Origin of the sequence: Microbacterium sp. MMO-35, assembly GCF_037147555.1 — a bacterium.
Lineage (GTDB): Bacteria > Actinomycetota > Actinomycetes > Actinomycetales > Microbacteriaceae > Microbacterium.
The window spans coordinates 129,329-152,680 of the sequence record NZ_JBBCVH010000004.1 but is presented as its reverse complement, the minus strand read 5'-3'; the positions used below and the strand labels follow the sequence as shown (position 1 = coordinate 152,680).

Genomic DNA, 23,352 nt, shown 5'->3' with positions numbered 1-23,352 from the left:
GGGATGCGACACGCCTAGCCGCCGACGTTTTCCTGAATCATTCAGAAAAAGCTAGAGTGGCCTCATGGACACCTCGGCGATCCTCCGCGCGGCAGGACTGCGCGTCACGGTGCAGCGCATCGCGGTGCTGCAGGCCCTGGCCCTCGCCCCGCACAGCCCCGCGGACCGGATCCACACGGCCGTCGAAGGCTCCGGCATCGCGCTGCCGACCGTGCACGCGATCCTCGGCGACCTGGCCACGGCGGGCATCATCCGCCGGGTGAGCCTGCCCGACGCCGATCGCGCACTGTTCGAGGTCGAGCCCGACGACAACCACCATCACATGCAGTGCGTGCGCTGCGGCCGGCTGGAGGTCGTCGCATGTGCCGTCGGCGCCTCTCCCTGCCTGCATCCCTCCGAGGACCACGGCATGCGCCTGCTCGAGGCCTCCGTCACCTACCGGGCGATCTGCGCCGCCTGCGACGAGGTGCACACACCCGCCTGACCCCGACCCGCGCCGACCGCCCCGAGGATCCGACCGCCTGGGAGCGGTGTTCGGCGCGCCATCGACCGACCCCAGAAGAGAAAGGATCTGCCATGTCTGAGATCAGCACTGCATCTGAGAACACCGCGGAATGCCCCATCGACCACGCCGGACGCTCCTCGCGCCCCACCGGCGGACGCACCGGGAACACGGACTGGTGGCCCGAGCGCCTGAACCTCCGCCAGCTCGCGAAGAACCCCGCCGTGGGCGACCCGCACGGCGCGGACTTCGACTACCGCGCCGCCTTCGAGGCACTCGACCTCGATGCCGTGAAGCGCGACATCGCCGCCCTGCTCACCGAGTCGCAGCCGTGGTGGCCCGCCGACTTCGGCAACTACGGTCCGCTCATGATCCGCATGGCCTGGCACTCCGCCGGCACCTACCGGGTCTTCGACGGCCGCGGGGGCGGCGGCACCGGGCAGCAGCGGTTCGCCCCGCTGAACAGCTGGCCGGACAACGTGGGCCTGGACAAGGCCCGACGTCTGCTCTGGCCCGTCAAGAAGGCCTACGGCAAGGCGCTCAGCTGGGGCGACCTGATGATCCTCGCCGGCAACGTCGCGCATGAGCAGATGGGCATGCCCACCTTCGGCTTCGCCGGCGGACGCGCCGACGTCTGGGAGCCGGACGACGACGTGTACTGGGGGTCCGAGAAGATCTGGCTCGACTCGAGCGCCCGCATCTCGACCGACGAGGCCGGCGAGCGCTCGCTCGAGAAGCCGCTCGCGGCCACCATGATGGGCCTCATCTACGTCAACCCGGAGGGCCCGGAGGGCAACCCGGATCCGCTTCTCGCCGCGAAGGACATCCGGGAGACCTTCGGCCGCATGGCGATGAACGACGAGGAGACCGTCGCCCTCATCGCCGGCGGGCACACCTTCGGCAAGACGCACGGCGCCGCCCCCGAGGCGGGCAACGTCGGCGAGTCGCCCGAGGGCTCCCCGATGGAGCAGATGGGCCTCGGCTGGAAGAGCAGCCACGGCGCCGGTCACGGCAACGACACCATCGGATCCGGTCTCGAGGTCACCTGGACCTATCACCCCACCCGCTGGGACAACGAGTTCTTCCACATCCTCTTCGCCTACGACTGGGAGCTCACGACGGGCCCCGGCGGCGGCAAGCACTGGAAGCCGGTCGGCGGCGCCGGCTCCGACATGGTCCCCGAGGCGCAGGGCGAGGGGCGTCGCGAGCCGCGCATGCTCACCACCGACCTGTCGCTGCGCGAGGATCCGATCTACCGCGAGATCTCGCTGCGCTTCAAGGACGACCAGGCCGCGTTCACCGACGCCTACAGCCGCGCCTGGTTCAAGCTCACCCACCGCGACCTGGGGCCGAAGGCGCGCTACCTCGGCGCCGAGGTGCCGGCGGAGGACCTGCTCTGGCAGGATCCGCTGCCCGCGCGCACCGGCGCGCTCATCGGAGCCGCGGAGATCGCCGAGCTCGAACGGCGCATCGCCGAGACCGGGCTCAGCGTGTCCGACCTCGTGTCGACCGCGTGGGCCGCGGCGGCCTCGTTCCGCGGCAGCGACAAGCGCGGCGGCGCGAACGGCGGCCGGATCCGCCTCGAGCCGCAGCGCAGCTGGGAGGTCAACCGCCCCGCCGAGCTCGCCCGGGTGATCGCCGCGCTCGAGGGCGTGCAGGAGGCGTTCAACGCCGCCGGAGGCGCGCAGGTGTCGTTCGCCGACCTCGTGGTGCTCGCCGGCAACGTCGGCGTGAAGCAGGCCGCGGCCGCCGGAGGGCGGGCCGTCGAGATCCCGTTCACGCCGGGACGCACCGACGCCACTCAGGAGCAGACCGACGTCGAGTCCTTCCAATACCTGAACCCGCAGGCCGACGGCTTCCGCAACTACGTCAGCGACGTGGCGCGCGGCATCCCCGCGGAGCACCTGCTCGTCGACCGGGCGGGACTGCTGACGCTGTCCGCGCCCGAGATGACGGTGCTGGTCGGCGGGCTGCGCGTGCTGGGCGCGAACTGGGACGGATCCGCCTACGGCGCCTTCACCCGCACGCCGGGCGTGCTCACGAACGACTTCTTCGTGAACGTGCTGGATCTGAACACGACGTGGAAGCCCCTGGATCCCGGATCCCACGCGTTCCAGGCCACCGACGACGCGACCGGCGAGAAGACCTGGGTGGGAACTCGCACCGATCTCGTCTTCGGCTCCAACTCCGAGCTGCGGGCCCTCGCCGAGGTGTACGCCAGCGACGACGCGAGCGCGACGTTCGTGGACGACTTCGTGAAGGCGTGGGTCAAGGTCGCCGAGCTCGACCGCTACGACGTGCGCTGAGCGGATCCGCATGACCGACGGCCCGTCCCGATCCCGGGGCGGGCCGTCGGCGTTGCCGCGCCGTTCCGGGCATCGCGGGTAGTCTCGCTCACGGACAGCGGCGCCCGCACGGCGCCCGAGAGCAAGGAGCCCCATGTCCTCCTCCCCCATCGACGCGCCGGAGCTCCCCGCCCCGGCATCGCCCCTCGCCGCGCGCCTCGTCGCCGAGGGGCTCGGCACGTTCCTGCTCGTCGTCGCGGCCATGGGCACCGCGCTGTTCGCGTCGAGCCACTTCACCGATCCCGGTGCGCAGGGCTCCGTCTATCTGGCGGTGGCCCTGGCGGTCGGGCTGTCTGTGCTGGTGGGCGTCTATGCCTTCGGCCCCATCTCCGGCGGCCACTTCAATCCCGCGGTCACCCTCGGCGCGGCGGCGGCGGGACGGATCGCCTGGAAGGACACCGGCCCGTACATCGTCGCGCAGTGCGTCGGCGGCGTCGTGGCCTCGACCGTGTTGACGCTGATCGGAACGTTCGGCCCGGACGGCTGGCTGCCCCGCGCGCAGGACGCGGGTTTCGCGAGCAACGGCTGGGGCGCGCTCTCCCCCGGAGGGTTCGGAATCTGGGCGGCCATCATCGTCGAAGTGGTGTTCACCGCGCTGTTCCTGTTCGTGATCCTCGGAGTCACCCATCCGCTGCGCGGCACGCCGTTCGCCGGTATCGCGATCGGTCTGACCCTCACGCTCGGAGTGCTCGCGACCCTGCCCGTCGACAACGCCTCGCTGAACCCCGCACGTTCGCTGTCCACGGCGATCTACGGCGGAGTCGCACCGCTCACCCAGCTGTGGGTCTTCCTCGTCTTCCCGGTCCTCGGCGCCCTCATCGCCGGCTTCACCTATCGCGCGCTGTTCGACGGTCGAGGCGCGACGGCCGCGCAGGGCTGAGACGCGCGGAACCAGTCAGCCTGCGACGAGCGTCGGCGTCCCGGCTTCGAACTCGGTGAGGTCTCCGGTCTCGACCATGCGGTGCGCACGCCGTCCGACGACGAGCATGTACGCGAGGAACACGGCCAGCGCGAGCGCGCCGATGCCGATCTTGACGGGCCAGGGCAGGCCCCAGCCGGTCACGAACCCTTCGACGAGCCCTGAGAGGCCGAGCGCGAAGACGAGACCGATCGCGACGGTCGCCAGGGAGCGCCCGGCGGCCGCGAGCGCCGCGCCTCTGCTGCGCGCGCCCGGCACCATCCAGGCCCAGAAGATGTGCAGACCGCCGGCGGCCGCGACGAAGATGCAGGTCAGCTCGAGCATGCCGTGCGGCAGCAGGTAGAGCACCACGACGTCGCCGCGACCGTAGGCGAACATGATCCCGACGGCGAGGCCGACGTTCACTGCGTTCTGCATGACCACCATGATCGGCCAGATGCCGGTGATCCCCAGAAGGACGCACTGCGCGGCGATCCACGCGTTTTTCGTCCACACCATGCCGGCGAACTCCGCCGCCGGGTTCTCCGTGTAGTAGTCGGTGAACGCGTGCTCCGTGTAGTACTGCAGGTCGGCCTGGGATCCGAGCGCTGCGATGAGCGCCGGATCCGAGCCGATCCAGATCGCCACGCCGACGATCACGGCGAGGCTGGCGAGCGCGATGACCAGGGTGGTCCACCGCAGGCCGTACAGGGCCGCGGGGAGCTGCCGGGTGAAGAAGCGCCCGGTCTGGCGCAGCACGTTGTCGCTCTGCCCGGTGAGCCGCAGCCGCGCACGGGCGAGGATCGTGGAGACGTGCGCGCTCTGCGGGGAGGACCCGACCGAGCTGCGCAGGTCGGCGAGATCCGCGGAGGCCGCGCGGTAGCGCGTGATCAGCTCGTCGACGCCCGCACCGTCGAGGCGCTGCCGGCTGAGCTCGTCCAGGCGCGCCCACTCTCGGCTCCTGGCATCGGCGAGTGCGTCGGCGTCCACCTGCTTTACTGTACTCATGTCGGATGCCAGCGCCCCGAACCCGGTGACGAACGCGCATTCTGCGGCCATCGACCACGATGACGAGGTGCTGTCCGGCGAGGCCGTCGCGATCGAGGTGCAGCCGGTCGGGCTCTTCTTCCGGGCCCTGGGCGCGCTGATCGACGGCGCGCTGTGCTGGGCGATCTACATCGGCTACATCGTCGTGCGGTTCTGGCTGCTCGCCGCGCTCGCAGATCCCGCCCTTGACCGGATCCTGGGCGTGCTGGCACTGGTCACCGCGTTCGTCATCGTGCCGTGCGCCGTCGAGACCCTCAGTCACGGGCGCAGCCTCGGCCGGCTCGCGGTCGGCGGCCGGATCGTGCGCGTGGACGGGGGCGCCGCCGGATTCCGGCACGCGCTCATCCGGGCGCTCCTCGGCGTCTTCGAGCTCTATCTGACCTTCGGAGCCGTGGCGTTCCTCACCGCGGCGTTCACGGCGCGGTCCCAGCGCCTCGGCGACCTCGTCGCCGGCACCTACAGCCAGAAGGTGCGCACCCCGAGACTCGCCCCGCGGCCGATCCTCATGCCCGCCGGGCTCGAAGCCTGGGCGGCGATCGCCGATGTCGCCCGGATGCCCGATCGGCTCGCCCGGCGCATCTCGCAGTTCCTCGACAGCGCACCGCAGCTGCTGCCCGCCGCACGCGCCAGGATCGCGCACGAGCTGCTGACCGAGGCATCGGCCTACATCTCCCCGATCCCCGCCGCACCGCCCGAGATCGTCCTCATCGCCGCCACCGCGCTGCGCCGAGACCGCGAGACCCGCGCCCTGCGGATCGCCGACGAGCGCGTGCAGAAGCTCAGCGGAGTGCGCGTCGGCGTCTGAACCGATCCAGGAGCCGGATCCTCCGTTCCGGGATCTCCGCGTCCCGCGCCCTGGACCGGCGCGTCAGGCCTGTAGCGTCTCGTGACGCACGACGATCCATCCGGACGGGACCGAGAGACGTTCGGCATGGACCGCGCACAGGTCGTGCGCGTGCGGGTCGTTCTCGACGCCGAGCGGGCCGACGGCCGCCATCTGGTCGCCGTAGTCGTAGGTGAGGGTCGCCACGGCCTCGCGTGCGCAGCCCACCTTGGAGCAGAGTCGTCCGTACATCCCCTTCAGAGTAGCCGTGGGGCTCCCCTGCGCCGCTTAGACTTGCCGCATGCGCCGTCTCCGTGGATCCCGCCGCACCGCGGCCGTCCCGCGTCGCGGCGACCGGCACGGCAGGCACGGCCGCCTCGGACGCAGCTCCGTGGTGCGCCCGCCCCTGCCGCCCCTGGACGGACGCCTCGACACCTTCGACCTGCACGTCGGCTCGGCCGTGGAGCTGCTGCGTTCGATGTGGCCCGATCTGCGCCCGGTGCGCATCGAGATCGCCGCGATGCCCGCGCACTCCGACCCCGACGGCCTCCCGCGCTGGCTGGTCGACACCGCGGCGCAGCGCATCGTGCTCTTCCGCGTACCCATCGAGCGGCTGCTCGAACCCGGCCACGACGACGCTGCCCACCGCCGCCTCGCGATCGAGGGCGCGGTCTTCCGCGCCGCGGCCCAGTACATCGGCCGCGAGCCCTGGGAGATGGACCAGCGCGGCTTCGACGCGGACGAGTGACGGCGCATTCCCGGATTCCGGTTCTCCGGTCTCCCGCCCCCGCGACGCCTACCGCTGATACACGGTGATCGGCGCCGCCGCGGCGTCGGACGCCCACACCGGGTATCCCGCGAGCAGCCCGATCCCCGAGTAGACGACCGCCGCGCGCACGGCCGTCGGAGACGACAGCGTATACACCGCCGAGGCGCCGAGCGACACCGTGGCCGCACCGCCCGCCTTCAGCGCGACGCGCTGCGGTGCACCGCCGTCGATGGGCGCGACCTCGACGGTCGCCGGCTGATCGGACGCGTTCTGCAGGTGCAGCTGCGGCGAGGGGCCGTCGGCCACCGCGAACGCCGTCTCCCCGGTGATCACCGGGGCCGGCGTCATCCAAGCGAAGTCCGAGCCCTTGACGAAGCCCGTGCTCTGCCACGCCGCCGCGACGACCGGCGAGGTCGCCTTGACGTCGATCGCGTACAGCCCGGGCTTCAGCGCCGAGAAGTTCACGGATCCCACCTGGCCCGCTGTGAGCTTCACCGTCTTCGGCTCCCCCACCTTGGATCCGTCCGCGGCGCTGCGCGGCTGCAGGGTCACGGTGGCGTCGGCATCCGGGGCGAGCAGGCGCACGGCCGTGGACGCGTTGTCGTCGTCATCGGATCCGACGACGGCGCGCACGCCCAGGAGCGAGAACTCCGGGAGCGGCTGGGCGATCGCGTCCTGCACATCGATGCCGACCGGATCCAGCGTGCGGATCAGGCTCGACTGCAGGGCCGCGCGCACCGCCGCACCGCTCGAGGTCACCTTCACGACGGGGCTGCTCTCGCCCGCCGATCCGGCGACCAGCGGCACGGTCGCCTGCGTTCCCGGCGCCACCACGAGCTCGGAGGAATGCGTGCCGCCTTGGGACCCGTACTCGGTGAAGACCACGTTCGCCGTCACGGTGCCCGGGTTCGCGATCATGAGGATGTCGCTCGAGCCGGTCGTGCCGGCTCCGCCGACGATCCACGACTCCATGCTCGGCGGGCGGCACGCGGAGGCGGCGAACCCCGAGAGGTCATCGGCGCTCACGGTCAGCGACTGGGCCGCCGCGGCCAGGGCGGGCTTGCGGCCGTCCGGCGGCGCGCTGAACCCCGGGGCGGAGCCGCCGTTCAGCACCTCGGGCATGCCGAGCTGCATCGTCGTGAGCGCGGAGCCCGCGGTGCCGCTGACGAGCCGCGGTGTCGCCGCGACGCTCAACTGCGACGCCTGGGTCGCGTCGCGGCCCAGCGCGAGGAAGGATCCGGTGCAGCTGAGCAGCGTGTCGCCGGCGACCGGAGTGATCGTCGCGTGCGCGGGGATGCGCTCGACGGTCGGCCAGATCGTCGGAACCGCGAAGGCCGCGCCGGCGACGCACGCGGCGGAGACCGCCACACCGGCGATCAGGCGGGCGCCGGTGGCGACGACTCGCGTGGACGTCTTGCTGCTCATCGTTCCTCGGCCTCCTTCGCGGGCGCGGATTCCTGTTCGAGGGGCGCGGCGCTCTCGTGCTCCGTCGGCGCTGCGGAGTCACCATCCGCGTCGGCGGCGGGGGCACTCGGCTGCGTCTCCGAGGCGTCCGCCGTCGGATCTTCCGGGAACTGCGCCTCCGCGGCGTCTGCCGTCGGGTGCTCCGGGACCTGCGCCTCCGCTTCGTTCGCGGCGCTCGTCGCCTCGGACGCGGGATCGGCCGCGGTCTCCGGTGCAGGGGCGGCGGCCGGCTCCGTCTCCGGCGCGGAGGCCGTCTCCGGAGTCGCAGCGGTCGAGGTCTCCAGCGCGGACACCGGGATCACGAGCGACGGAGCCGCGGCCTTGGCCTTCCGGGACGGGCGCGCCTTCCGTTCGCGTTCGGGCTTGACGGGGCGCGGCGCGCGCTCCGGGAGCACGCCCACCGCGCGCGGAACCGCGCGCGCGGCGCGGCGCGAGGCCCGGGTCGGGATCGAGAGCAGCAGGGCCGCGAGCAGCACGATGAGCTCCACCGTGACCACCAGTTGCGCCGTGGCGCGCTGACCGACGCTCGGCCCGGGCCGCGCCGCCGGCTCCGCCTCCATGCGCCAGAGCACTCCGCGGGGGGTCTCCCCCACGCGGACGAACCCGGCACGCTGATCCAGGGCCGTCGCCGACTGCAGCCGCAGCGAGCGCGCCGCCGAGGTCTCCTTCCCCTGGGCCGGCTCCAGGAGCACGAAGCGCACTCCGAGAGCTCCGAGCGCCTTCGGGGCGTCGAACTGCCGCGCCGACACCAGATCGACCGAAAGCTCGGTGAGGTCGGCGCCCTGCGGGGTGTCCGCCGTGGTGATCATGGTGGCCTGGGCTCCGAGCGTCGCGCTCTCGCCCCAGACGACGGTGGTGGCGAGCTCGCCGCCGGGCTGAGCGGTGAGCACCAGGGTGCCCAGCTCCCGATCGGCGCGCGCCTGCGCGTTCACATAAGCGGGCAGGGTGGTCAGCTCGCCGCGGTGGATCGCCGCCTGACCCGTGACCAGCGCGACCCCGGTCGGCACGGCGCACACCACGATCCCGGCGACCGTCACGGCGACGGCGAGGCCGCGCCACAGCGGGCGGGTGATGGCGCAGTCCAGCGTGACGAGCGCGCCGCCGAGCGCGCCGATCCAGGCGAGGCTGAGGGCGGATCCGGGCCAGATCGGCACGGTCTGGGACTGTGCGAACGCGACCGCGATGCCGACCACGCCGAAGGCCGTCGCGAGCCCCGAGGCCGCGACGAGCAGGGAGCCGACCCCGACGCTCCAGCGCCGGGTGATCGTCGAGACCAGTGCGAGCAGGCCGAGCGGCGCCGCGAGCCAGAGGACCCAGGGGGCGCCGCCCTGCACATGCAGCAGCGCGGGCCAGCCGGCCTCGTCCATCGTCGGCAGCCCGCCGAGGAGCGCCAGCCGCCCGGCCGGATCCGCCGCCGCCTGCGGCGCCGCGACGATCGCACCGGGGTCGGACAGCAGCGCCCACAGCGAGCCGCGCGTCGCCTGCCAGATGGCGAGGGGTGCGAACACCACGACGGCGGGGACGAGGATCCACACCATGCGGACCGCTCCGCGCACGGACCGCCGGGCGAGCAGCCATACGATCCCGATCAGCCACAGCAGCACGAACGCGGGAGCGAGCGAGGGAGAGCAGGCGAGGCTCGCGGCGGTCACCAGCGATGCGGCCCCCGCCGCACCCCAGGAGCGGTGCGCCGCCAGCGCGGTGTGGAACACCCAGGGCAGCAGCAGGTGCAGCAGCACGGCGGCGGGACGCCCCTCGGACAGCGCGATGAGGAACGTTGGCGCCAGCGCCCACACCGCTCCGGCGAGGATCCGCAGCCCCGCACGATCGGTGATGCGCGTCGCGGCGAACCAGCCGCCGAGCATCGCGAGCGGAAGTGCGGCGACCCAGAGCAGCACGAGCGCATACGAGGGCGCACCCGGCCAGAGCGAGCCGAGCACGGCGAGCACGCCGGAGAACGGATCCGCGGGGCCGACCACGTCGACCCCGAAACCGCGCTGTCCGTAGGCGGCGTCGCGCCACAGCGCCGCGACGGTCTGCCGCATCGGCAGCAGCGCACCGCCGCCCAGGGCGGGCCATGCAAGGAGCGAGACGAACAGCGCCACCCCGGCCACCAGAGCGGCCAGCACCGCCCACGCTCCGCCCCCGGAGAAGAAGCCCAGCTCCTCGTGCACGCCGGCGTCCGTGCCGTGGCCGTCGTCGAGGCGCTCGCGCAGCTGCGCCCGTGTCGTGCGCAGCGGTGCGATGCTCGCCCAGCTCGCGCTGCGGCTCGCGCGGATCGCCCGCCGGGAACGCGCCACCACCGAGCCCGAGACCATCGCCACGCCGGCTGCCCCCCATTCCGGCAGCACCGCTGCGGGACGCTTGCCGGTGAGGTGGGTGATCGAACGCCAGAGCGCGAGCGGCAGCAGCGAGAGCCAGTGCAGCGGCACGGCGACCGCGGGGGCGTAGCTCAGCCGCCGGTGCAGCTGCGCACGCCGTCGGGCGAACGCGTCCGACGCGGTCCCCTCGCCGCCGGCGTCGTCGACCGCGATGCGCGCGCCCGCAGCCAGGACGATGCGCCCGCCGGCCAGGCGGGCGCGGATGCCGAGGTCGAGCCCTTCGTCGCGACCGCCCAGGCCGGGATCGGGCCGGAGCCCCCGACCGGCGCGCACCAGCAGGCCTCGCACATCCGCTCCGAGCGTGTCGTCCTGGCCGTCGAGCTGGCCCTGGTCGAGCTCGCCCCGCGCAGGATCGACCGCGCGACCGAGGCGGGTCATGCTCTGTCCGAACGAGGCGATGCGATGCTCGTCCACGTCGCTGAGCAGCTTGGGCGCCGCGATCGATGCGGCGGGCGAGCGCTCCAGCGCTCCGGCGAGCTGCTCCAGTGCCGCGGGGGCGGGCGCGCAGTCCTCGGTGAGGATCCAGAGCGCGGCGTCATCCGCCACACGAGGGAGCGCCAGCGCCACGGCCGCGGCGAGCGTGGTGGAGGCCCTCGTCTCGATGACGGCCTCTGCAGCCTGCGCGACGCGGGCGCTGCCGCGCAGCGCCGTGGAGGAACCGCAGGCGACGATCGTCAGCGCATCCGGCTGGCGGGTCTGCGCGGCGAGCGCATCGAGGGCGCGCAGCAGGCGCGCCAGGGAGGTCGACCCCGAACGGGCGACGAGGACGGCGTGTACTCGGGCAGACATGACGGGGTCAGCCTAAGCGGGAGGACCGGACGGATCGGCTACCGGCTGGGCGCGTCACCGTTTTCCCGGTGAATGCATGGGGAGAGGAGGCCGGGTTCACCGGCGGCGGGCCTGCTCGGCGATGGCCGGGGCCGTCGACGCGTGATCGTCGACCGAGTGCCTCAGACGGCGCGGCGCTTGAGCTTGCGGCGCTCGCGCTCGGACAGACCGCCCCAGATGCCGAATCGCTCGTCGTTGCTCAGGGCGTACTCCAGGCACTCGCCACGGACGTCGCAGGAGGTGCAGATCCGCTTGGCGTCGCGGGTGGACCCGCCCTTCTCCGGGAAGAAGGCCTCAGGATCCGTCTGCGCGCACAGCGCCTCGCTCTGCCAGGCCAGCGTGTTGTCGTCGCCCTCGGTCGGACGACGGACGCCCGGAACCCCCAACTGGACCGGATCGACGAACCAGTCGTCGGGAACGTCTGAACGGTAAGCCGTCATGTCGCCCTCTCCCTCGTTTCCCCCCGGGTGCCCCGCGGGCCGCGTTGCACTACTAATTACACCCGTGTCATTCGCGTGGGTCAAGTCGCGGATCGTAAACCCTCAATCACCCGTTGAACGTTCTTCGGCGCGCTCGGCGTGTCGCATCGGCGTGTCGGATAGCCGCGCAACGCCGGCCCTCCGGCTCCGGATCGGGTCCCGATGCGGTGCGCGCGATACTCTGAACCACGATGGCGCAGCACTCCCGACTCTCCACGGCACCTCCGCCGACAGCTCCGGCGCGCGAGTCCACGGGGCACCTCCTGCTGCGCGCGCACATCGTGCTGCTGGTGTTCTGCGTGTTCGCGCACACGGCCGTGTTCAACCTGCTCGGCGTCGATGGAGCCGCCGTCGTCCTGGGCGTACTGCTCCTGGGCACGCTCGGGCTGGCCGTGCCGAGGATCGCGCTGGCGCGCCCCGCACGCTTCCCCTGGCGCCGGATGCCGTGGGCCGCGCTCGGCTATCTCGTGTTCGCCCTGCTGTCGGTGCTCTGGTCGGGCTGGCCCTGGGCGACCCTGCTCACCTGGACGCTTCAGGCCTCGATCACGGTGGTCGCACTGTTCATCGCGTTCACCCTGAGCTGGCATGAGATCGCGCGAGCGCTCTCCAGTGCCCTCAAATGGGTGATCGGGCTGTCGCTGCTGCTCGAGCTCTGGGTCGCGCTCGTGCTGCGGCACCCGCTGCTCCCGTTCTTCTCCGACCTTCCCGCGGGCAAGCCGGATCCGCACTGGTACTGGGTGCGCGGCGACCTCTTCGACGGCGGCCGGCTGCAGGGCATCGTCGGCAACTCGAACACCCTCGGGATCCTGTGCGCCTTCGCCCTGGTGGTCTTCGGCCTGCTGTACGCGCAGGGCGCGCGGCGCCGGCCGGCGCTGCTCGTCTGGTTCGTCGTCGCGGCCTTCCTCTTCCTGCGCGCCGGATCCGCCACGGCGTTCGCGTCCCTGGGCGTCGGGGCACTGGTGCTCGGCGCCGCCCTGCTCATGCGCCGAACCAGGACGCCGGGGGCCCGCAGCCGGATGTACGCGCTGTTCGCCGGACTCGCCGTCGCCGGCGGGGCGGCCGCGTGGTTCGCGCGCGATGCGCTGTTCGGGGCGCTCGGCAAGTCGTCCGACCTCACCGGTCGCGTGGAGATCTGGCGCAAGGTGTGGGAGCGCGCCGTGCAGCGTCCCGTGTTCGGAAACGGGTTCTCCTCGCCGTGGGTGCCGTGGGATCCGGCCTTCCACGACTGGATCATCGATCACCGCATCACCGTGTTCATGGCGCACAACATGTGGCTCGACGTGTTCCTGCAGCTGGGGGCCCTCGGCGTCGTGCTGATCGCCGTCGTGTTCTTCGCCTTCGCCTGGCGGGCCTGGTTCTTCGCGATCGACCGCCCGCGCTGGGACCTCGTCAAGGATCGCCCCTATGCGGCGCTCTCCCTGCTGCCGACCGTCCTCGTGGCGATGCTGCTCGTGCTCGGACTCGCCGAGTCGACGCCGATCATGCTGTGGGGCTGGCTGCTCGTGATCCTGCTGTCCTTCAAGCTGAAGATCTCGCCGTTCGTGGGATCCGGTCCGGGAGAGGGCGCGCCTCCGCAGTCGCGCCGGCAGACCGCATGACCACTCCGCGGCGACGCCTGGCGAGGCTGCTCGCCTCCGTCGAGATGGCCCGCGCCTACACGACCTGCGCCCTGCTGGCCGTGTTCGGCTCCTTCGTGATCGGCGCGTTCACCTCCTCCGCCACCCGGAACACGATCATCGCCGTGCTCTGCGTGATCGGCGTCGGGATCCTCTGGGTGCGCCGCGACGAGCTCAGCCCGCTGCGCATCGCGCCGTCGACGCTCCTCGCGTTCCTCGCCTGGACGCTCGCCAGCGCGGTATGGTCCACGGCGTCGGCGGCGACGCTCAAGGCGTGGGCCGCGCTGGCCGGCTACGCGGTGATCGCCATCGTCGTCGGCCACATCAGGGACACCCTGCAGACCGTGCGGGCGCTCGGCGACGCGCTGCGGATCCTGCTCGCCGCGTCGCTGATCGCCGAGGTCATGAGCGGCATCCTCCTCGACATGCCGTTCCGGTTCCTCGGCATCCAGGGCGAACTGGCCCAGGGCGGCCCCATCCAGGGGCTCTTCGGAACCCGCAACCTGCTGGGCCTCATCGCCGTGATCGCGGTGATCACCTTTGTCGTGGAGTGGCGTTCGCAGTCGCTCTCGGCTTCCGTGGCCGTCCCGTCCGTGGTCGTGGCGGGATTGCTGGCCCTGTTCTCCGCCTCTCCCACCGTGCTCGTGCTCGCAGCGGTGGTGGGCATCGCGGCCGTGGCGCTCGTGATGGTGCGCCAGGCGCCCCCGGCGAAGCGCCGGCCGCTGCAGTGGTCGATCGGCGGCGTCGTGCTGGCCGCCCTGATCGCCGTGGCTGTGTTCCGGCAGCGCATCGTCGTCCTGCTCGACGCCGGAAGCGACTTCAACACCCGGGTCGAACTGTGGACGACGCTTCTCGGCTATGCGCAGCAGCGCCCCGCTCAGGGCTGGGGCTGGTTCGGGCTGTGGAGCGATGATCTGTATCCGTTCAACAGCATCAACTACTTCACCAACGACCATCACGGCAGCGCCCTGAACGCGTTCCTCGACACCCTGCTGCAGGTGGGCGGCGGCGGTCTGCTGCTGTTCTGCCTGCTCGGCGGGATCGCCCTGGTGCGCTCGTGGCTGGTCGCGAGCGTGCGCCGCTCCGTCGTCTACGCCTGGGCGCCTCTCGTACTGGTGGCCCTGGCGATGGACTCGGTGTTCGAGAGCTTCACGCTGGTCGGCCCCGGGTGGTTCCTGCTCGTGCTGTGCGCCCTGCGCGCCGGTCAGTCCCGATCCTGGCGCGAGAACATCGACGCGGTCCAGACGAGCTCCACCCCGCTCCCGGATCGCTAGAGGGCGCCACGGCGGCGGCCGGTGCGCGGCACGCGCAGTCGTTCGCAGGGTCGCCCGGGCATCCCCCGGTAGGCTGGAGGCCTCCCTCACCCCTCTCTGGAGCGACATCCGTGACCCCTGACCCGCAGAACGCCGCCGCCGGCTTCGATCCGGCCACCGCGACGATCGTCGTCGTCACCTACAACCGCTCGCATCTGCTGACGGGGCTGCTGGACAGCATCGTGCGGATGGACCCGAAGCCGGGACGCGTCGTCATCATCGACAACGCCTCCTCGGATGACACCACAGACGTCGTCGACTCCTTCCGCCCGCGGCTCGGCACCGAGATCGTGTACCGGCGCCTCGAGACCAACACCGGCGGATCCGGCGGGTTCAGCGAGGGCATGCGCACCGCGTACGAGCTCGGATCCGAATGGATCTGGATGATGGACGACGACGTCGAGGTGCTGCCCGACGGCCTCGCTCGGATGGGCGCCTGGGCTCCGCGCTTCAAGAGCATCCAAGGGCGGCGCTACGACTACGACGGCAGCGCCTTCTACTGGCAGTACCGGATCGCGGAGCGCATGGCGATCCCGATCCCGTTCGCGCCCGCCGGCTTCGACGCGACCGGCTTCAAGCCGATGAACAGCGGCTGCTTCGAGGGGATGTTCATCCACCGCTCGATCGTCAAGGAGATCGGCCTCCCCGATCCGCGCTTCTTCATCTACTGGGACGACCAGATGTACGGCTGGCTCGCATCGCGCAAGACGCAGGCCGTGATCGTGGACGAGTTCGTGCTGCGTCGCACCCGCGAGATCAAGCAGTGGGACATGGGCATCCGCCACATGAACGCGTCCAGCAACGCGTACCGCTACTACATCATGCGCAACCGCGCCTACCTGAAGCAGTACTACCGCCGCCACGAGGTCTACAACCCGGTGCTGTTCGGCCTCGGCACCACGATGACGTTCGCCAAGGAGCTCATCCGGCTGTTCTTCGTCGAGCGCACCGTGCGCGGCACGAGCAACCTGTTCCGAGGGCTCCGCGACGGCGGGAAGATCGGACGCGACCGCAGCTGGCGCCCCATGCCCGCACTGGAGGACTGAGGACAGATGAGCGAGCAGAAGCCCGAAGCCGTCTGGGTCTTCCCCGAGGAGCCGAAGAACCGCGGTGGGCGGATCGCGCTCGTCGTCGGACTCGTCGTGGCGGCGCTGGTCGCCGCGGGCGTCGTGGTGCTGTTCCTGATCCCGCACGGCGACGGCGCTCCTACGCCGACGCCGAGCCCCACGACGTCGGCGACGAGCACCCCGAAGCCGACGGTCTCCCCCACGTCCACGCCCACCACGGTCCCGACCGACCTGCCGACCGCGCCGGTCACGTCGCCGCCCCCGGTCCCCGACCCCTCGGTCGCTCAGTTCCGCGGCGTGGTGCAGCCTCGCCTGGACGACGCGTCGACCGGTCTGGACCTGGCTCAGAACCAGAGCGGCGACGCCGCGGTGCAGATCGTGGACTCGCTGCAGAACGATGCGCAGAACCTGGCGAGCCAGCCCGCTCCGTCCTCGATCTCCGCGGCGTGGAGCGACGGCGTCACGTCCTACTCCGCGAAGCTGCAGGCTCTGCGCGCGGCGTTCTCCGGAGGATCCGACGCATCCGCGGCTCTCGCCGACGCCCGGGCGGCGCTCGGACAGCTGCGGGCGCTCGTCGGGCTCTGATCGAGCCCGATCCCTCGATCGGCGGCTGCCCCCGTCAGCGCACCGCTGAGGTGCGGTCGGCGTCGGATCAGGAGTTGTCGGCGTTGTAGCGGTCGAGCACCTCGCCGATCGGGCCGTCCAGCACGAGCCCTCCCTTGTCGAGGTAGAGGCCCCGGGTGCAGAACCGACGCAGGTCCTTCTCGTTGTGCGACACGAAGAAGAGAGTGCGCCCCTCGGCGAGCAGTTCGTCGATGCGCCGGTAGCACTTGTCCCGGAACGCCTTGTCGCCCACGGCCAGCACCTCGTCGACGAGCAGGATCGGCTCGTCGAGCAGGGAGACCACGGAGAACGCGAGACGCACCTTCATCCCGTTCGAGAGGTGCTTGTACGGGGTGTCCTGGAACTTCGCGAGCTCCGCGAACGCGATCATCTCGTCGTAGCGCGCCGCCACCTCGGCCCGGCTCATCCCGTGCAGCCCCGCGGTGAGCCGCACGTTCTCGCGCACGGTCAGGTCTCCCACGAACCCGCCGGTCAGCTCGATGAGCGGCGCGACGCCGCCGTTCACCCGCACGCGGCCCTCGTCGGGCAGCAGCACGCCCGCCACGAGCTTGAGCAGCGTCGACTTGCCTTGGCCGTTGCGGCCGACGACGCCGATCGCCTCGCCCTGGTGCACGGTGAACGACACCTCGCGCAGCGCCCAGAACTCCCCGGGCCGGTTGCGCCGTTTCGCTCCGGCGAAGAGATCCTTGAAGCTGCGTCGACCACGGCGGCCCAGCCGGAACCGCACTCCGAGCCCCTCGACGTCGATCGCCGGCTCCCGCTCGCCCATCACAGCTCCTTCAGGACGTCGCGCTCGAGCGAGCGGAAGGTGAACAGGCCGAGCCCCAGGAAGACGAGCGTCACGATCGCACCCACGAGCACGGGCTCGGTGTGCCACTGCCCCGGGAACAGCCCGACGCGGTACAGGGTGAAGATGCCGGAGAGCGGGTTCAGGGCCCCGATGAAGTGCAGCGGCCCCGGAAGGTCCTTGAAGCCGTAGATGATCGGCGAGACGTAGAACAGCGCGCGCAGGATGAGCGCCGTCGTCCGCTCCAGATCGGCCCAGAGCACGCAGAGCGGGGCCACGAGCAGGCCGAGCCCGACCAGCAGGAGCGTCTGCCAGATCATCGCCACGGGGAAGAGCAGCAGCGACCAGTTCGCCTTCGCGCCGGCGAACAGCGCGAACAGCACCAGGACGGGGATCGCGAACACGAACTCCAGGCCCTTGGTGAGGATCACCCGCAGGATCCAGATCGACCGCGGGATGGCCGTGGACCGGATCAGCCGGGCGTCCTTCTTGAAGGCGCGCGTGAACTCCCCCACCGAGGTGTTGAACCACACCCACGGCAGCAGGGCCGTGATGAGGAAGACGATGTAGGGCTGCTCGCCCACCGCGCCGCGGTGGAAGACCTGCGTGAACACGAACCAGTAGATCGCGCTCATCACCAGCGGGTCGAGCACCGACCACAGGTAGCCGAGGATGCTCGTCGCGTAGCGCACGCGGAGGTCCCGGGCCGACAGCAGCCACAGCGAATGCAGATAGCGCCGAGGCGTGCCGGGGGCGGCGACCGTCGTGTGACTCACGGTTCCGAGTCTAGGCGGCAGGGCCTTGCTCACCTGTGCGAGGCGGTCAGGTAGTCGCCGAGCTGCCTGCTCAGCGCGGGAGCGAGCGACTTCACGAACGGGAAGCTGAGATGGTTGGTGTCGAGATAGACCGCCACGTGCCCCATCTCCGTCAGGCAGAGCCCGTTCGGGCAGATCCAGGGCGTGAAGTCGATCGGGGTGATCCGGTCGCCGAGGGCAAGGGCCGGGTTGTCCGCGGCGAGCGCGTTCTCGACCGGGAAGTCGCACGGCTCGTGCGAGATCGCGCACTCGTAGTAGTTCGAGACCGCGGATCGGGGGTTGTCCCGCACACCGAAGACCTTGATCCCCGCGGAGGTGAAGGCGTCGACCGTCTCCTCGGCGCCGTCGATGAGACGCTCGTCGGCGGAGTCGGGTGATGCCGCCGTCACGATCGTGAACACCGCGTCCGGCTTGAGGGAGAGCACCTTCTTGACCGCCTCGCGCTGCCAGGCATCGCAGTAGTCGGCCAGCTCCGTTCCCTCCTCGTGCGATTCCAGCGAGCACCAGGGCCTCATGAGCATCACGACGCCCCAGCCGCGCTCGTCCGCCACAGGACGCAGGGCACCGGAGAACTGGTTCGCGTGGGAGTCGCCGATCACGACGACCAGGTGCTCCGCATTCGCGGCGTTCTCGGTCTGGGAGCAGCTCTCCTGCACGGTGGCCGCCTTCGAAGCGAACCTTCCGGTGCAGGATCCGTCCAAGCGCGACCAGCGTTCCCGGTCGCCGGCCCCGGGCGCCGGGACGAGCGGGATCTGCCCGTCCTCCTTGGCGGTGTCGCCTCCCATGGCTCCCGTGTAGGTCTTCGCGTACTGCCGCTGCAGCTCTGCATTGCGCACGTTGGTCCCGATCTGCCACGGGAGCAGCACGGCCGCGACCAGGGCGATGCAGAGGCCGATCACGCCGAGATTGCGCAGGACGGTTCCCCGCTCCCCCGCCGGCAGCCGCAGCGGGCGCTCCACGAAGAGCGTCACCAGGCGCGCGAGCACGAGCGAGACCACGATCACCAGGAGGCCCCCCGGGATCGACGTACGGGTCTCGTCGCGCCAGGTGAGCCACAGGATGAGCACCGGCCAGTGCACCAGGTAGAGCGCGTAGGCGTCACGGCCGAGTGCGAGGACCGGGCGGGTCGCCAGCAGACGGTCCGGGCCGAAGCTGCGGAGCTCGGGATGCTCGCCGCGCGGCCTGGTCCCGGCCACGATGACGAGCGCTGCCGAGACGATCGGCCAGAGCGCGAGATAGCCCGGGAACCCCCCCCTGCACGTCGATGACCATTCCGCAGACGACGATCCCGATCAGACCGAGCCAGCCCAGCACGGCGCGGAGCACCCGTGGCACGCGCAGATGCGGCAGCGCGATCGCCAGCAGCGAGCCGGCCGCGAACTCCCAGAGCCGGGCCGACGTGTCGAAGTACGCGAACGTCTGGACCGTCTCCGTCTCGTAGACGGAGAAGGCCAGGGAACCCGCGAACACGACTCCGAAGAGCACGCTCATGACGGTCGCCGGCGACCGGCGGGTCCAGCGGACGAGGAGAGCGCCGAGCAGGAAGAGGAGGGCCCACAGCACGAAGACCTGACCCTGCACCGAGAGCGACCAGAAGTGCTGCAGCGGGGACGCGAGGGCCGCGTCGTGCGCGTAGTAGTCGACTCCGTCGAAGGCGAGCACCCAGTTCTGCACATAGCCGAGGGAGGCCCACCCCTCCTTCCAGAGCTGAGGCCACATCGTCTCGGGCATCATGACCCAGCAGACGCCGAGGGTCGCGGCGAGGACGACCGCCGCGGCAGGCATCAGACGGCGGAACCGGCTGATCAGGAAGCGGCCGGCTTCGATGGGCCGGTCGGCCTGCATCCTGCGGAGGAACGATCCCGTGAGGAAGAACGCCGAGATCATCAGGAAGATGTCGACACCGCCGGACACCCGCCCGATCCACACGTGATAGATCACGACCAAGAGGATCGCCACGGCGCGGAGGCCGTCGATGTCGCGGCGGTAGGCGCCGCGGGTCTCCGACGTCTTCAGCGAACGCCGTGTCGTCGTGTCGATGGTCATGGGAGGAAGTCCTTCAACTGCTCGTCGAGCGCAGGCCCGAGAGTCGCCAGGAACTGCGCGCTGAGATGATTCATGTCGAGATAGACGGCGATGTGCCCGATCACCATGTAACAGGTCCCGTCCGGACAGATCCAGGGCGTGAAGTCCACGAGCCTCATCCGATCCGCATACGGCAGGGCGGGGTTCTCCGCGGCGAGGACGTCTGCCACCGGGCGATCGCAGGGCAGGCGGTCCACCGCACACGTGAAGAAGTTGGTCACGGCCGACCGCGGGCTGTCCCGGACGCCGACGACGGGGATGCCCGCCGCATCGAAGGTGTCGAGCACCACATCCAGTCCCGTCGCCACCTGCTCGTCGGGGCTGTCCGGGCTCGCGGCCGTCGCGAGCAGGAAGACCGCGTCGGGATGGATCTCCACCACGTGGTCGCGGGCGGCGCCCTGCCACTCGTCGCAGCGGGTATCGGTCCCCGGCTCGTTCTCGTCGAGCAGGCACCAGTCCCGGTAGACCAGGACCACGCCCCATCCCCGCTTCTTGGCGACGGCGTCGACCGCCGTTCCCAGCTGCTGGGCGTGCGAATTGCCCATGACCACGACCACGTGTTCCGCCGTCGCAGCATCGGAGGTCTGGCGACAGCTCTCCTGGACGACGTCGACGGAGGAGGCGAACCGGCCGGTGCAGGGCCCGTCCAGCCACGTCCACTTCTCCGGCTCCGGGGTGTTCACGCCGGGGATCACCGGCACGGGGTCGCTCTTCGGCGGTGTTCCCGGAGCACCCATCGCCCCGAGATAGACGTTCTTGTGCGCCCGCTGCTGCGCGACTGCCGTGCTCGTCGCGCCCCACTGCCAGGGGACGAGGACGGCCGCGACCAGAGCCACGCAGCCGGCGATCACGGCCGCGTTCCGCCAGGGCCCGCCGTTGCTGCCGGAGCGCAGGCGCAACGGGCGTTCCACGCAGATCGTGACCAGGCGCGCGAGCAGCAGCGAGGCCACGACGATGATCAGCCCCTCGAGCAGCGACGGCCTGGGCTCCTTGCGCACGGCGAGCCACAGCGTGAGCAGCGGCCAGTGCACGAGGTACAGCGCATAGGCATCGCGTCCGAGAGCGCGCACCGGCCGCAGGGTCAGGAACGCCCCGGCGCCGAGATCGCGCTGCTCCCCCGAGTCGCCGGGGGGCCGGGTTCCGCCCACGATGACGAGGACGGCTCCGAGAATGGGCCACAGCGCGAGGTAGCCGGGGAACCCGCCGCGCACGTCGAGCACCATCCCGCACACGACGATCGCGACCAGGCCGGTCCACCCCAGGACCGCGCGCAGCACTCGCCCCAGCCTCAGCTGCGGTAGCGCGATCGCGAGGAGCGAGCCCGCCGCGAACTCCCACAGCCGGGCACGCGTGTCGAAGTAGGCGAAGCTCTGCTGCGCGCTCGTCTCCACCACGGAGAAGGCGAGGGAGGCGACGAACACCAGACCGAACAGGACGGCCATCACAGCCCCGGGCCGCCCGGTCCGCCGGGCGATGAGGGCACCGAGCAGGAACAGCAGGGACCAGAGCACGAACGCCTGCCCCTGGATCGAGAGCGACCAGTAGTGCTGCAGCGGAGAGAGCAGCGTGCTGCCGCGGGCGTAGTAGTCGACCCCTTCTGCGCCGAGCACCCAGTTCTGCACGTACCCGAGGCTCGCCCAGCCTTGACGCCACAGCTGCGGCCAGCTCGTCTGCGAGAGCAGCAGCCAGGAGGCCAGCAGGGTCGCGGCGAGCACCACGGACGAGGCGGGCATGAGACGGCGGAAGCGGCCGAGCAGGAAGCCGCCGACCGCGAGGGGCGCGCCGGCCCGCATCCGCCGCAGGAACGAGCCGGTGAGGAAGAACGCCGAGATCATCAGGAACACGTCGACGCCGCCGGACACGCGGCCGATCCACACGTGATAGACCACGACGAGGAGGATCGCGACCGCGCGCAGCCCTTCGATGTCCTGGCGGTACGAGGGCGCGCCCGATCCGGCCCGGGCCCTGCTCGCGCGCCGGGTCTCCCGGTGGACCGTCATGCCAGCTGGTTGTTCCACATCGACAGGGCGGATCCGATGGCCATGTGCATGTCGAGGTACTGATAGGTGCCCAGACGTCCGCCGAAGTGCACGTCGCGCTCGCCCTTGCCGAGCTCGCGGTATGCGAGGAGCCCCTCGCGGTCCGTCGACGTGTTCACCGGATAGTACGGCTCGTCACCGCGCTCGGCGAATCGGGAGAACTCCCGCATGATCACGGTCTTGTCCGTCGGATATCGATCGGCGCGCTCGGGGTGGAAGTGGCGGAACTCGTGGATGCGCGTGTACGGCACCTCCGCGTCCGGATAGTTCATCACGCTCGTGCCCTGGAAGTCGCCGACGTCCAGGACCTCCTGCTCGAGGTCGATCGTGCGCCAGCCCAGCTCTCCCTCGGCGTAGTCGAAGTAGCGATCCACCGGCCCGGTGTACACGATCGGCAACTGCCCAACCGTCGCCTTCTTGTTCAGCGGCTGCGACTCGTCGAAGAAGTCGACGTTCAGCGCGACCTCGATGTTCGGGTGGTCGGCCATCCGCTCGAGCCATGCGGTGTAGCCGTCCGTGGGCAGCCCCTCCCACGTGTCGTTGAAGTAGCGGTTGTCGTAGTTGTAGCGCACCGGCAGTCTGCTGATGATCGACGCCGGCAGCTCCCGCGCATCGGTCTGCCACTGCTTCGCCGTGTAGTCGCGGATGAACGCTTCGAACAGCGGTCGCCCGATCAGCGCGATCCCGCGCTCCTCCAGGTTCTTCGCCTCGTGCGCGTCGAACTCCCCCGCCTGCCCGGCGATGAGTGCCCTCGCCTCGTCGGGCGTGTAGGCCGCCCGGAAGAACTGGTTGATCGTGCCGAGGTTGATCGGCAGCGGATAGACCTCGCCCTTGTGCGTCGAGTAGACGCGGTGCACGTAGTTCGTGAACGTCGTGAACCGGTTGACGTACTCCCACACCGTGGGATTGGAGGTGTGGAACAGGTGCGCCCCGTATCGGTGCACCTCGATGCCGGTGAGCGGCTCGTCCTCGCTGTACGCGTTGCCGCCGATGTGGTGACGACGATCGACGACGGTGACCTTGCGGCCCGCGGCGGCGGCGCGCTCCGCGATGGTGAGGCCGAAGAAGCCCGACCCGACGATGAGGAGATCCATCAGAGCTCTCCGTCCGGCGTGGGATCCTGGGGGCGTTCCGGCGAGCGCAGCGCGATCTGCCGCGCGAGCTGGGTGATCTGCGCGTCCTGCGCGCGCCGGTGCCGCACGGCCGTGAGCGCGTTGCCCACGAAGACGACGATGAAGGCGTAGAGCAGCAGATCGGTGCCTCGCCCCACGCCGACGCTCAGCGCGAGGTCGTTGATGATGCCGGGGAAGAGCACGGCGAAGACCGCCGCCACCAGCAGGAGCAGCAGGGTGATGGTGCGGATCGCCTGGTTGCGCGCGGATCCGCCCGGCCGCAGCAGGATGAGGCCGAAGATGACGAAGGCCCCGATGAGGAGGACCTTGATGATGATCTGATCGAACATGCGGGGTC

At 71.0% G+C, this 23,352-nt stretch carries 21 protein-coding genes; 9 read left to right on the top strand and 12 right to left on the bottom strand.

The window, feature by feature from the left end:
• Positions 1–64 precede the first annotated feature (64 nt).
• The 3 genes from WFJ01_RS10380 (at position 65) to WFJ01_RS10370 (ending at position 3,727) form a co-directional block, all read left to right on the top strand.
• Positions 65–484, top strand: coding sequence for a Fur family transcriptional regulator (locus tag WFJ01_RS10380; RefSeq protein WP_292881260.1), 420 nt, complete (start codon positions 65–67; stop codon positions 482–484).
• 92 nt (positions 485–576) lie between these two features.
• Entirely contained in the window at positions 577–2,808 is a 2,232-nt protein-coding gene (gene katG, locus WFJ01_RS10375; protein WP_336628973.1) for a catalase/peroxidase HPI, read from the top strand.
• A gap of 133 nt (positions 2,809–2,941) precedes the next feature.
• The gene (locus WFJ01_RS10370) at positions 2,942–3,727 is read left to right on the top strand and encodes an aquaporin (protein ID WP_336628972.1); all 786 of its coding nucleotides are present in this window, start codon (positions 2,942–2,944) and stop codon (positions 3,725–3,727) included.
• A gap of 15 nt (positions 3,728–3,742) precedes the next feature.
• Here WFJ01_RS10370 and WFJ01_RS10365 read toward each other — a convergent pair whose 3' ends face one another.
• Positions 3,743–4,735 carry a stage II sporulation protein M gene (locus tag WFJ01_RS10365; RefSeq protein WP_336628971.1) on the bottom strand — a complete coding sequence of 331 codons (993 nt, stop codon included), beginning with the start codon at positions 4,733–4,735 and terminating at the stop codon, positions 3,743–3,745.
• Between the two features lie 16 nt (positions 4,736–4,751).
• On the opposite strand from WFJ01_RS10365, the gene WFJ01_RS10360 reads away from it, so the two are divergent.
• Entirely contained in the window at positions 4,752–5,597 is an 846-nt protein-coding gene (locus tag WFJ01_RS10360; protein ID WP_336628970.1) for an RDD family protein, read from the top strand.
• 63 nt (positions 5,598–5,660) lie between these two features.
• Here the strand turns inward: WFJ01_RS10360 and WFJ01_RS10355 are convergent, their stop codons facing one another.
• Positions 5,661–5,867: a DUF3499 family protein gene (locus WFJ01_RS10355; RefSeq protein ID WP_336628969.1), complete on the bottom strand. Its 207-nt coding sequence runs from the start codon at positions 5,865–5,867 to the stop codon at positions 5,661–5,663.
• Between the two features lie 49 nt (positions 5,868–5,916).
• Here WFJ01_RS10355 and WFJ01_RS10350 point away from each other — a divergent pair, with 49 nt between their 5' ends.
• Positions 5,917–6,363 carry a hypothetical protein gene (locus tag WFJ01_RS10350; protein WP_285814262.1) on the top strand — a complete coding sequence of 149 codons (447 nt, stop codon included), beginning with the start codon at positions 5,917–5,919 and terminating at the stop codon, positions 6,361–6,363.
• A 48-nt stretch (positions 6,364–6,411) separates the two neighbouring features.
• Here WFJ01_RS10350 and WFJ01_RS10345 read toward each other — a convergent pair whose 3' ends face one another.
• From WFJ01_RS10345 to WFJ01_RS10335, 3 genes are all read right to left on the bottom strand, one after another.
• Positions 6,412–7,809 carry a DUF5719 family protein gene (locus WFJ01_RS10345; RefSeq protein WP_336628968.1) on the bottom strand — a complete coding sequence of 466 codons (1,398 nt, stop codon included), beginning with the start codon at positions 7,807–7,809 and terminating at the stop codon, positions 6,412–6,414.
• Positions 7,806–11,018, bottom strand: coding sequence for a glycosyl transferase (locus WFJ01_RS10340; RefSeq protein ID WP_336628967.1), 3,213 nt, complete (start codon positions 11,016–11,018; stop codon positions 7,806–7,808). The genes WFJ01_RS10345 and WFJ01_RS10340 overlap by 4 nt, the downstream gene beginning before the upstream one ends.
• Positions 11,019–11,179: 161 nt before the next feature.
• Positions 11,180–11,497, bottom strand: coding sequence for a WhiB family transcriptional regulator (locus WFJ01_RS10335; RefSeq protein ID WP_251445020.1), 318 nt, complete (start codon positions 11,495–11,497; stop codon positions 11,180–11,182).
• Positions 11,498–11,727: 230 nt separating this feature from the next.
• On the opposite strand from WFJ01_RS10335, the gene WFJ01_RS10330 reads away from it, so the two are divergent.
• From WFJ01_RS10330 to WFJ01_RS10315, 4 genes are all read left to right on the top strand, one after another.
• On the top strand, positions 11,728–13,134 hold the full coding sequence (locus tag WFJ01_RS10330; RefSeq protein WP_336628966.1) for an O-antigen ligase family protein: 1,407 nt from the start codon (positions 11,728–11,730) through the stop codon (positions 13,132–13,134).
• A complete protein-coding gene (locus WFJ01_RS10325; RefSeq protein ID WP_336628965.1) occupies positions 13,131–14,426 on the top strand; it encodes an O-antigen ligase family protein in 1,296 nt (431 codons plus the stop codon). Before WFJ01_RS10330 ends, WFJ01_RS10325 begins: the two co-directional genes overlap by 4 nt.
• 110 nt (positions 14,427–14,536) lie before the next feature.
• Positions 14,537–15,511, top strand: a complete 975-nt coding sequence (locus WFJ01_RS10320; RefSeq protein ID WP_251445029.1) for a glycosyltransferase family 2 protein — start codon at positions 14,537–14,539, stop codon at positions 15,509–15,511.
• Positions 15,512–15,517: 6 nt separating this feature from the next.
• Positions 15,518–16,117, top strand: coding sequence for a hypothetical protein (locus WFJ01_RS10315; protein WP_251445033.1), 600 nt, complete (start codon positions 15,518–15,520; stop codon positions 16,115–16,117).
• A gap of 67 nt (positions 16,118–16,184) precedes the next feature.
• Here WFJ01_RS10315 and WFJ01_RS10310 read toward each other — a convergent pair whose 3' ends face one another.
• From WFJ01_RS10310 to WFJ01_RS10280, 7 genes are read right to left on the bottom strand one after another with little or no spacing between them, the layout of a single operon-like run.
• Entirely contained in the window at positions 16,185–16,925 is a 741-nt protein-coding gene (locus WFJ01_RS10310; protein WP_251445036.1) for an ABC transporter ATP-binding protein, read from the bottom strand.
• Entirely contained in the window at positions 16,925–17,719 is a 795-nt protein-coding gene (locus WFJ01_RS10305; protein WP_251445039.1) for an ABC transporter permease, read from the bottom strand. The genes WFJ01_RS10310 and WFJ01_RS10305 overlap by 1 nt, the downstream gene beginning before the upstream one ends.
• Positions 17,720–17,748: 29 nt before the next feature.
• Positions 17,749–18,954 (bottom strand): SGNH hydrolase domain-containing protein, encoded by a 1,206-nt coding sequence (locus tag WFJ01_RS10300; protein ID WP_336628964.1) that lies wholly within the window; start codon positions 18,952–18,954, stop codon positions 17,749–17,751.
• Positions 18,857–19,804, bottom strand: coding sequence for an acyltransferase family protein (locus tag WFJ01_RS10295; protein ID WP_336628963.1), 948 nt, complete (start codon positions 19,802–19,804; stop codon positions 18,857–18,859). The genes WFJ01_RS10300 and WFJ01_RS10295 overlap by 98 nt, the downstream gene beginning before the upstream one ends.
• On the bottom strand, positions 19,801–21,843 hold the full coding sequence (locus tag WFJ01_RS10290) for an acyltransferase family protein (RefSeq protein ID WP_336628962.1): 2,043 nt from the start codon (positions 21,841–21,843) through the stop codon (positions 19,801–19,803). The genes WFJ01_RS10295 and WFJ01_RS10290 overlap by 4 nt, the downstream gene beginning before the upstream one ends.
• The gene (gene glf, locus WFJ01_RS10285; protein ID WP_295033428.1) at positions 21,840–22,976 is read right to left on the bottom strand and encodes a UDP-galactopyranose mutase; all 1,137 of its coding nucleotides are present in this window, start codon (positions 22,974–22,976) and stop codon (positions 21,840–21,842) included. Before glf ends, WFJ01_RS10290 begins: the two co-directional genes overlap by 4 nt.
• Positions 22,976–23,344, bottom strand: a complete 369-nt coding sequence (locus WFJ01_RS10280; RefSeq protein ID WP_251445051.1) for a DUF2304 domain-containing protein — start codon at positions 23,342–23,344, stop codon at positions 22,976–22,978. The genes glf and WFJ01_RS10280 overlap by 1 nt, the downstream gene beginning before the upstream one ends.
• Positions 23,345–23,352: the final 8 nt, after the last annotated feature.

Bases quoted from the DNA above. Each gene is read 5' to 3' on its own strand.
- WFJ01_RS10330 (WP_336628966.1), top strand. From the start codon at position 11,728: ATGGCGCAGCACTCCCGACTCTCCACGGCACCTCCGCCGACAGCTCCG.
- WFJ01_RS10345 (WP_336628968.1), bottom strand. From the start codon at position 7,809: ATGAGCAGCAAGACGTCCACGCGAGTCGTCGCCACCGGCGCCCGCCTG.
- WFJ01_RS10295 (WP_336628963.1), bottom strand. From the start codon at position 19,804: ATGACCATCGACACGACGACACGGCGTTCGCTGAAGACGTCGGAGACC.
- WFJ01_RS10335 (WP_251445020.1), bottom strand. From the start codon at position 11,497: ATGACGGCTTACCGTTCAGACGTTCCCGACGACTGGTTCGTCGATCCG.
- WFJ01_RS10355 (WP_336628969.1), bottom strand. From the start codon at position 5,867: ATGTACGGACGACTCTGCTCCAAGGTGGGCTGCGCACGCGAGGCCGTG.
- WFJ01_RS10340 (WP_336628967.1), bottom strand. From the start codon at position 11,018: ATGTCTGCCCGAGTACACGCCGTCCTCGTCGCCCGTTCGGGGTCGACC.
- WFJ01_RS10315 (WP_251445033.1), top strand. From the start codon at position 15,518: ATGAGCGAGCAGAAGCCCGAAGCCGTCTGGGTCTTCCCCGAGGAGCCG.
- WFJ01_RS10280 (WP_251445051.1), bottom strand. From the start codon at position 23,344: ATGTTCGATCAGATCATCATCAAGGTCCTCCTCATCGGGGCCTTCGTC.
- katG (WP_336628973.1), top strand. From the start codon at position 577: ATGTCTGAGATCAGCACTGCATCTGAGAACACCGCGGAATGCCCCATC.
- WFJ01_RS10290 (WP_336628962.1), bottom strand. From the start codon at position 21,843: ATGACGGTCCACCGGGAGACCCGGCGCGCGAGCAGGGCCCGGGCCGGA.
- WFJ01_RS10310 (WP_251445036.1), bottom strand. From the start codon at position 16,925: ATGGGCGAGCGGGAGCCGGCGATCGACGTCGAGGGGCTCGGAGTGCGG.
- glf (WP_295033428.1), bottom strand. From the start codon at position 22,976: ATGGATCTCCTCATCGTCGGGTCGGGCTTCTTCGGCCTCACCATCGCG.
- WFJ01_RS10325 (WP_336628965.1), top strand. From the start codon at position 13,131: ATGACCACTCCGCGGCGACGCCTGGCGAGGCTGCTCGCCTCCGTCGAG.
- WFJ01_RS10380 (WP_292881260.1), top strand. From the start codon at position 65: ATGGACACCTCGGCGATCCTCCGCGCGGCAGGACTGCGCGTCACGGTG.
- WFJ01_RS10350 (WP_285814262.1), top strand. From the start codon at position 5,917: ATGCGCCGTCTCCGTGGATCCCGCCGCACCGCGGCCGTCCCGCGTCGC.
- WFJ01_RS10370 (WP_336628972.1), top strand. From the start codon at position 2,942: ATGTCCTCCTCCCCCATCGACGCGCCGGAGCTCCCCGCCCCGGCATCG.
- WFJ01_RS10360 (WP_336628970.1), top strand. From the start codon at position 4,752: ATGTCGGATGCCAGCGCCCCGAACCCGGTGACGAACGCGCATTCTGCG.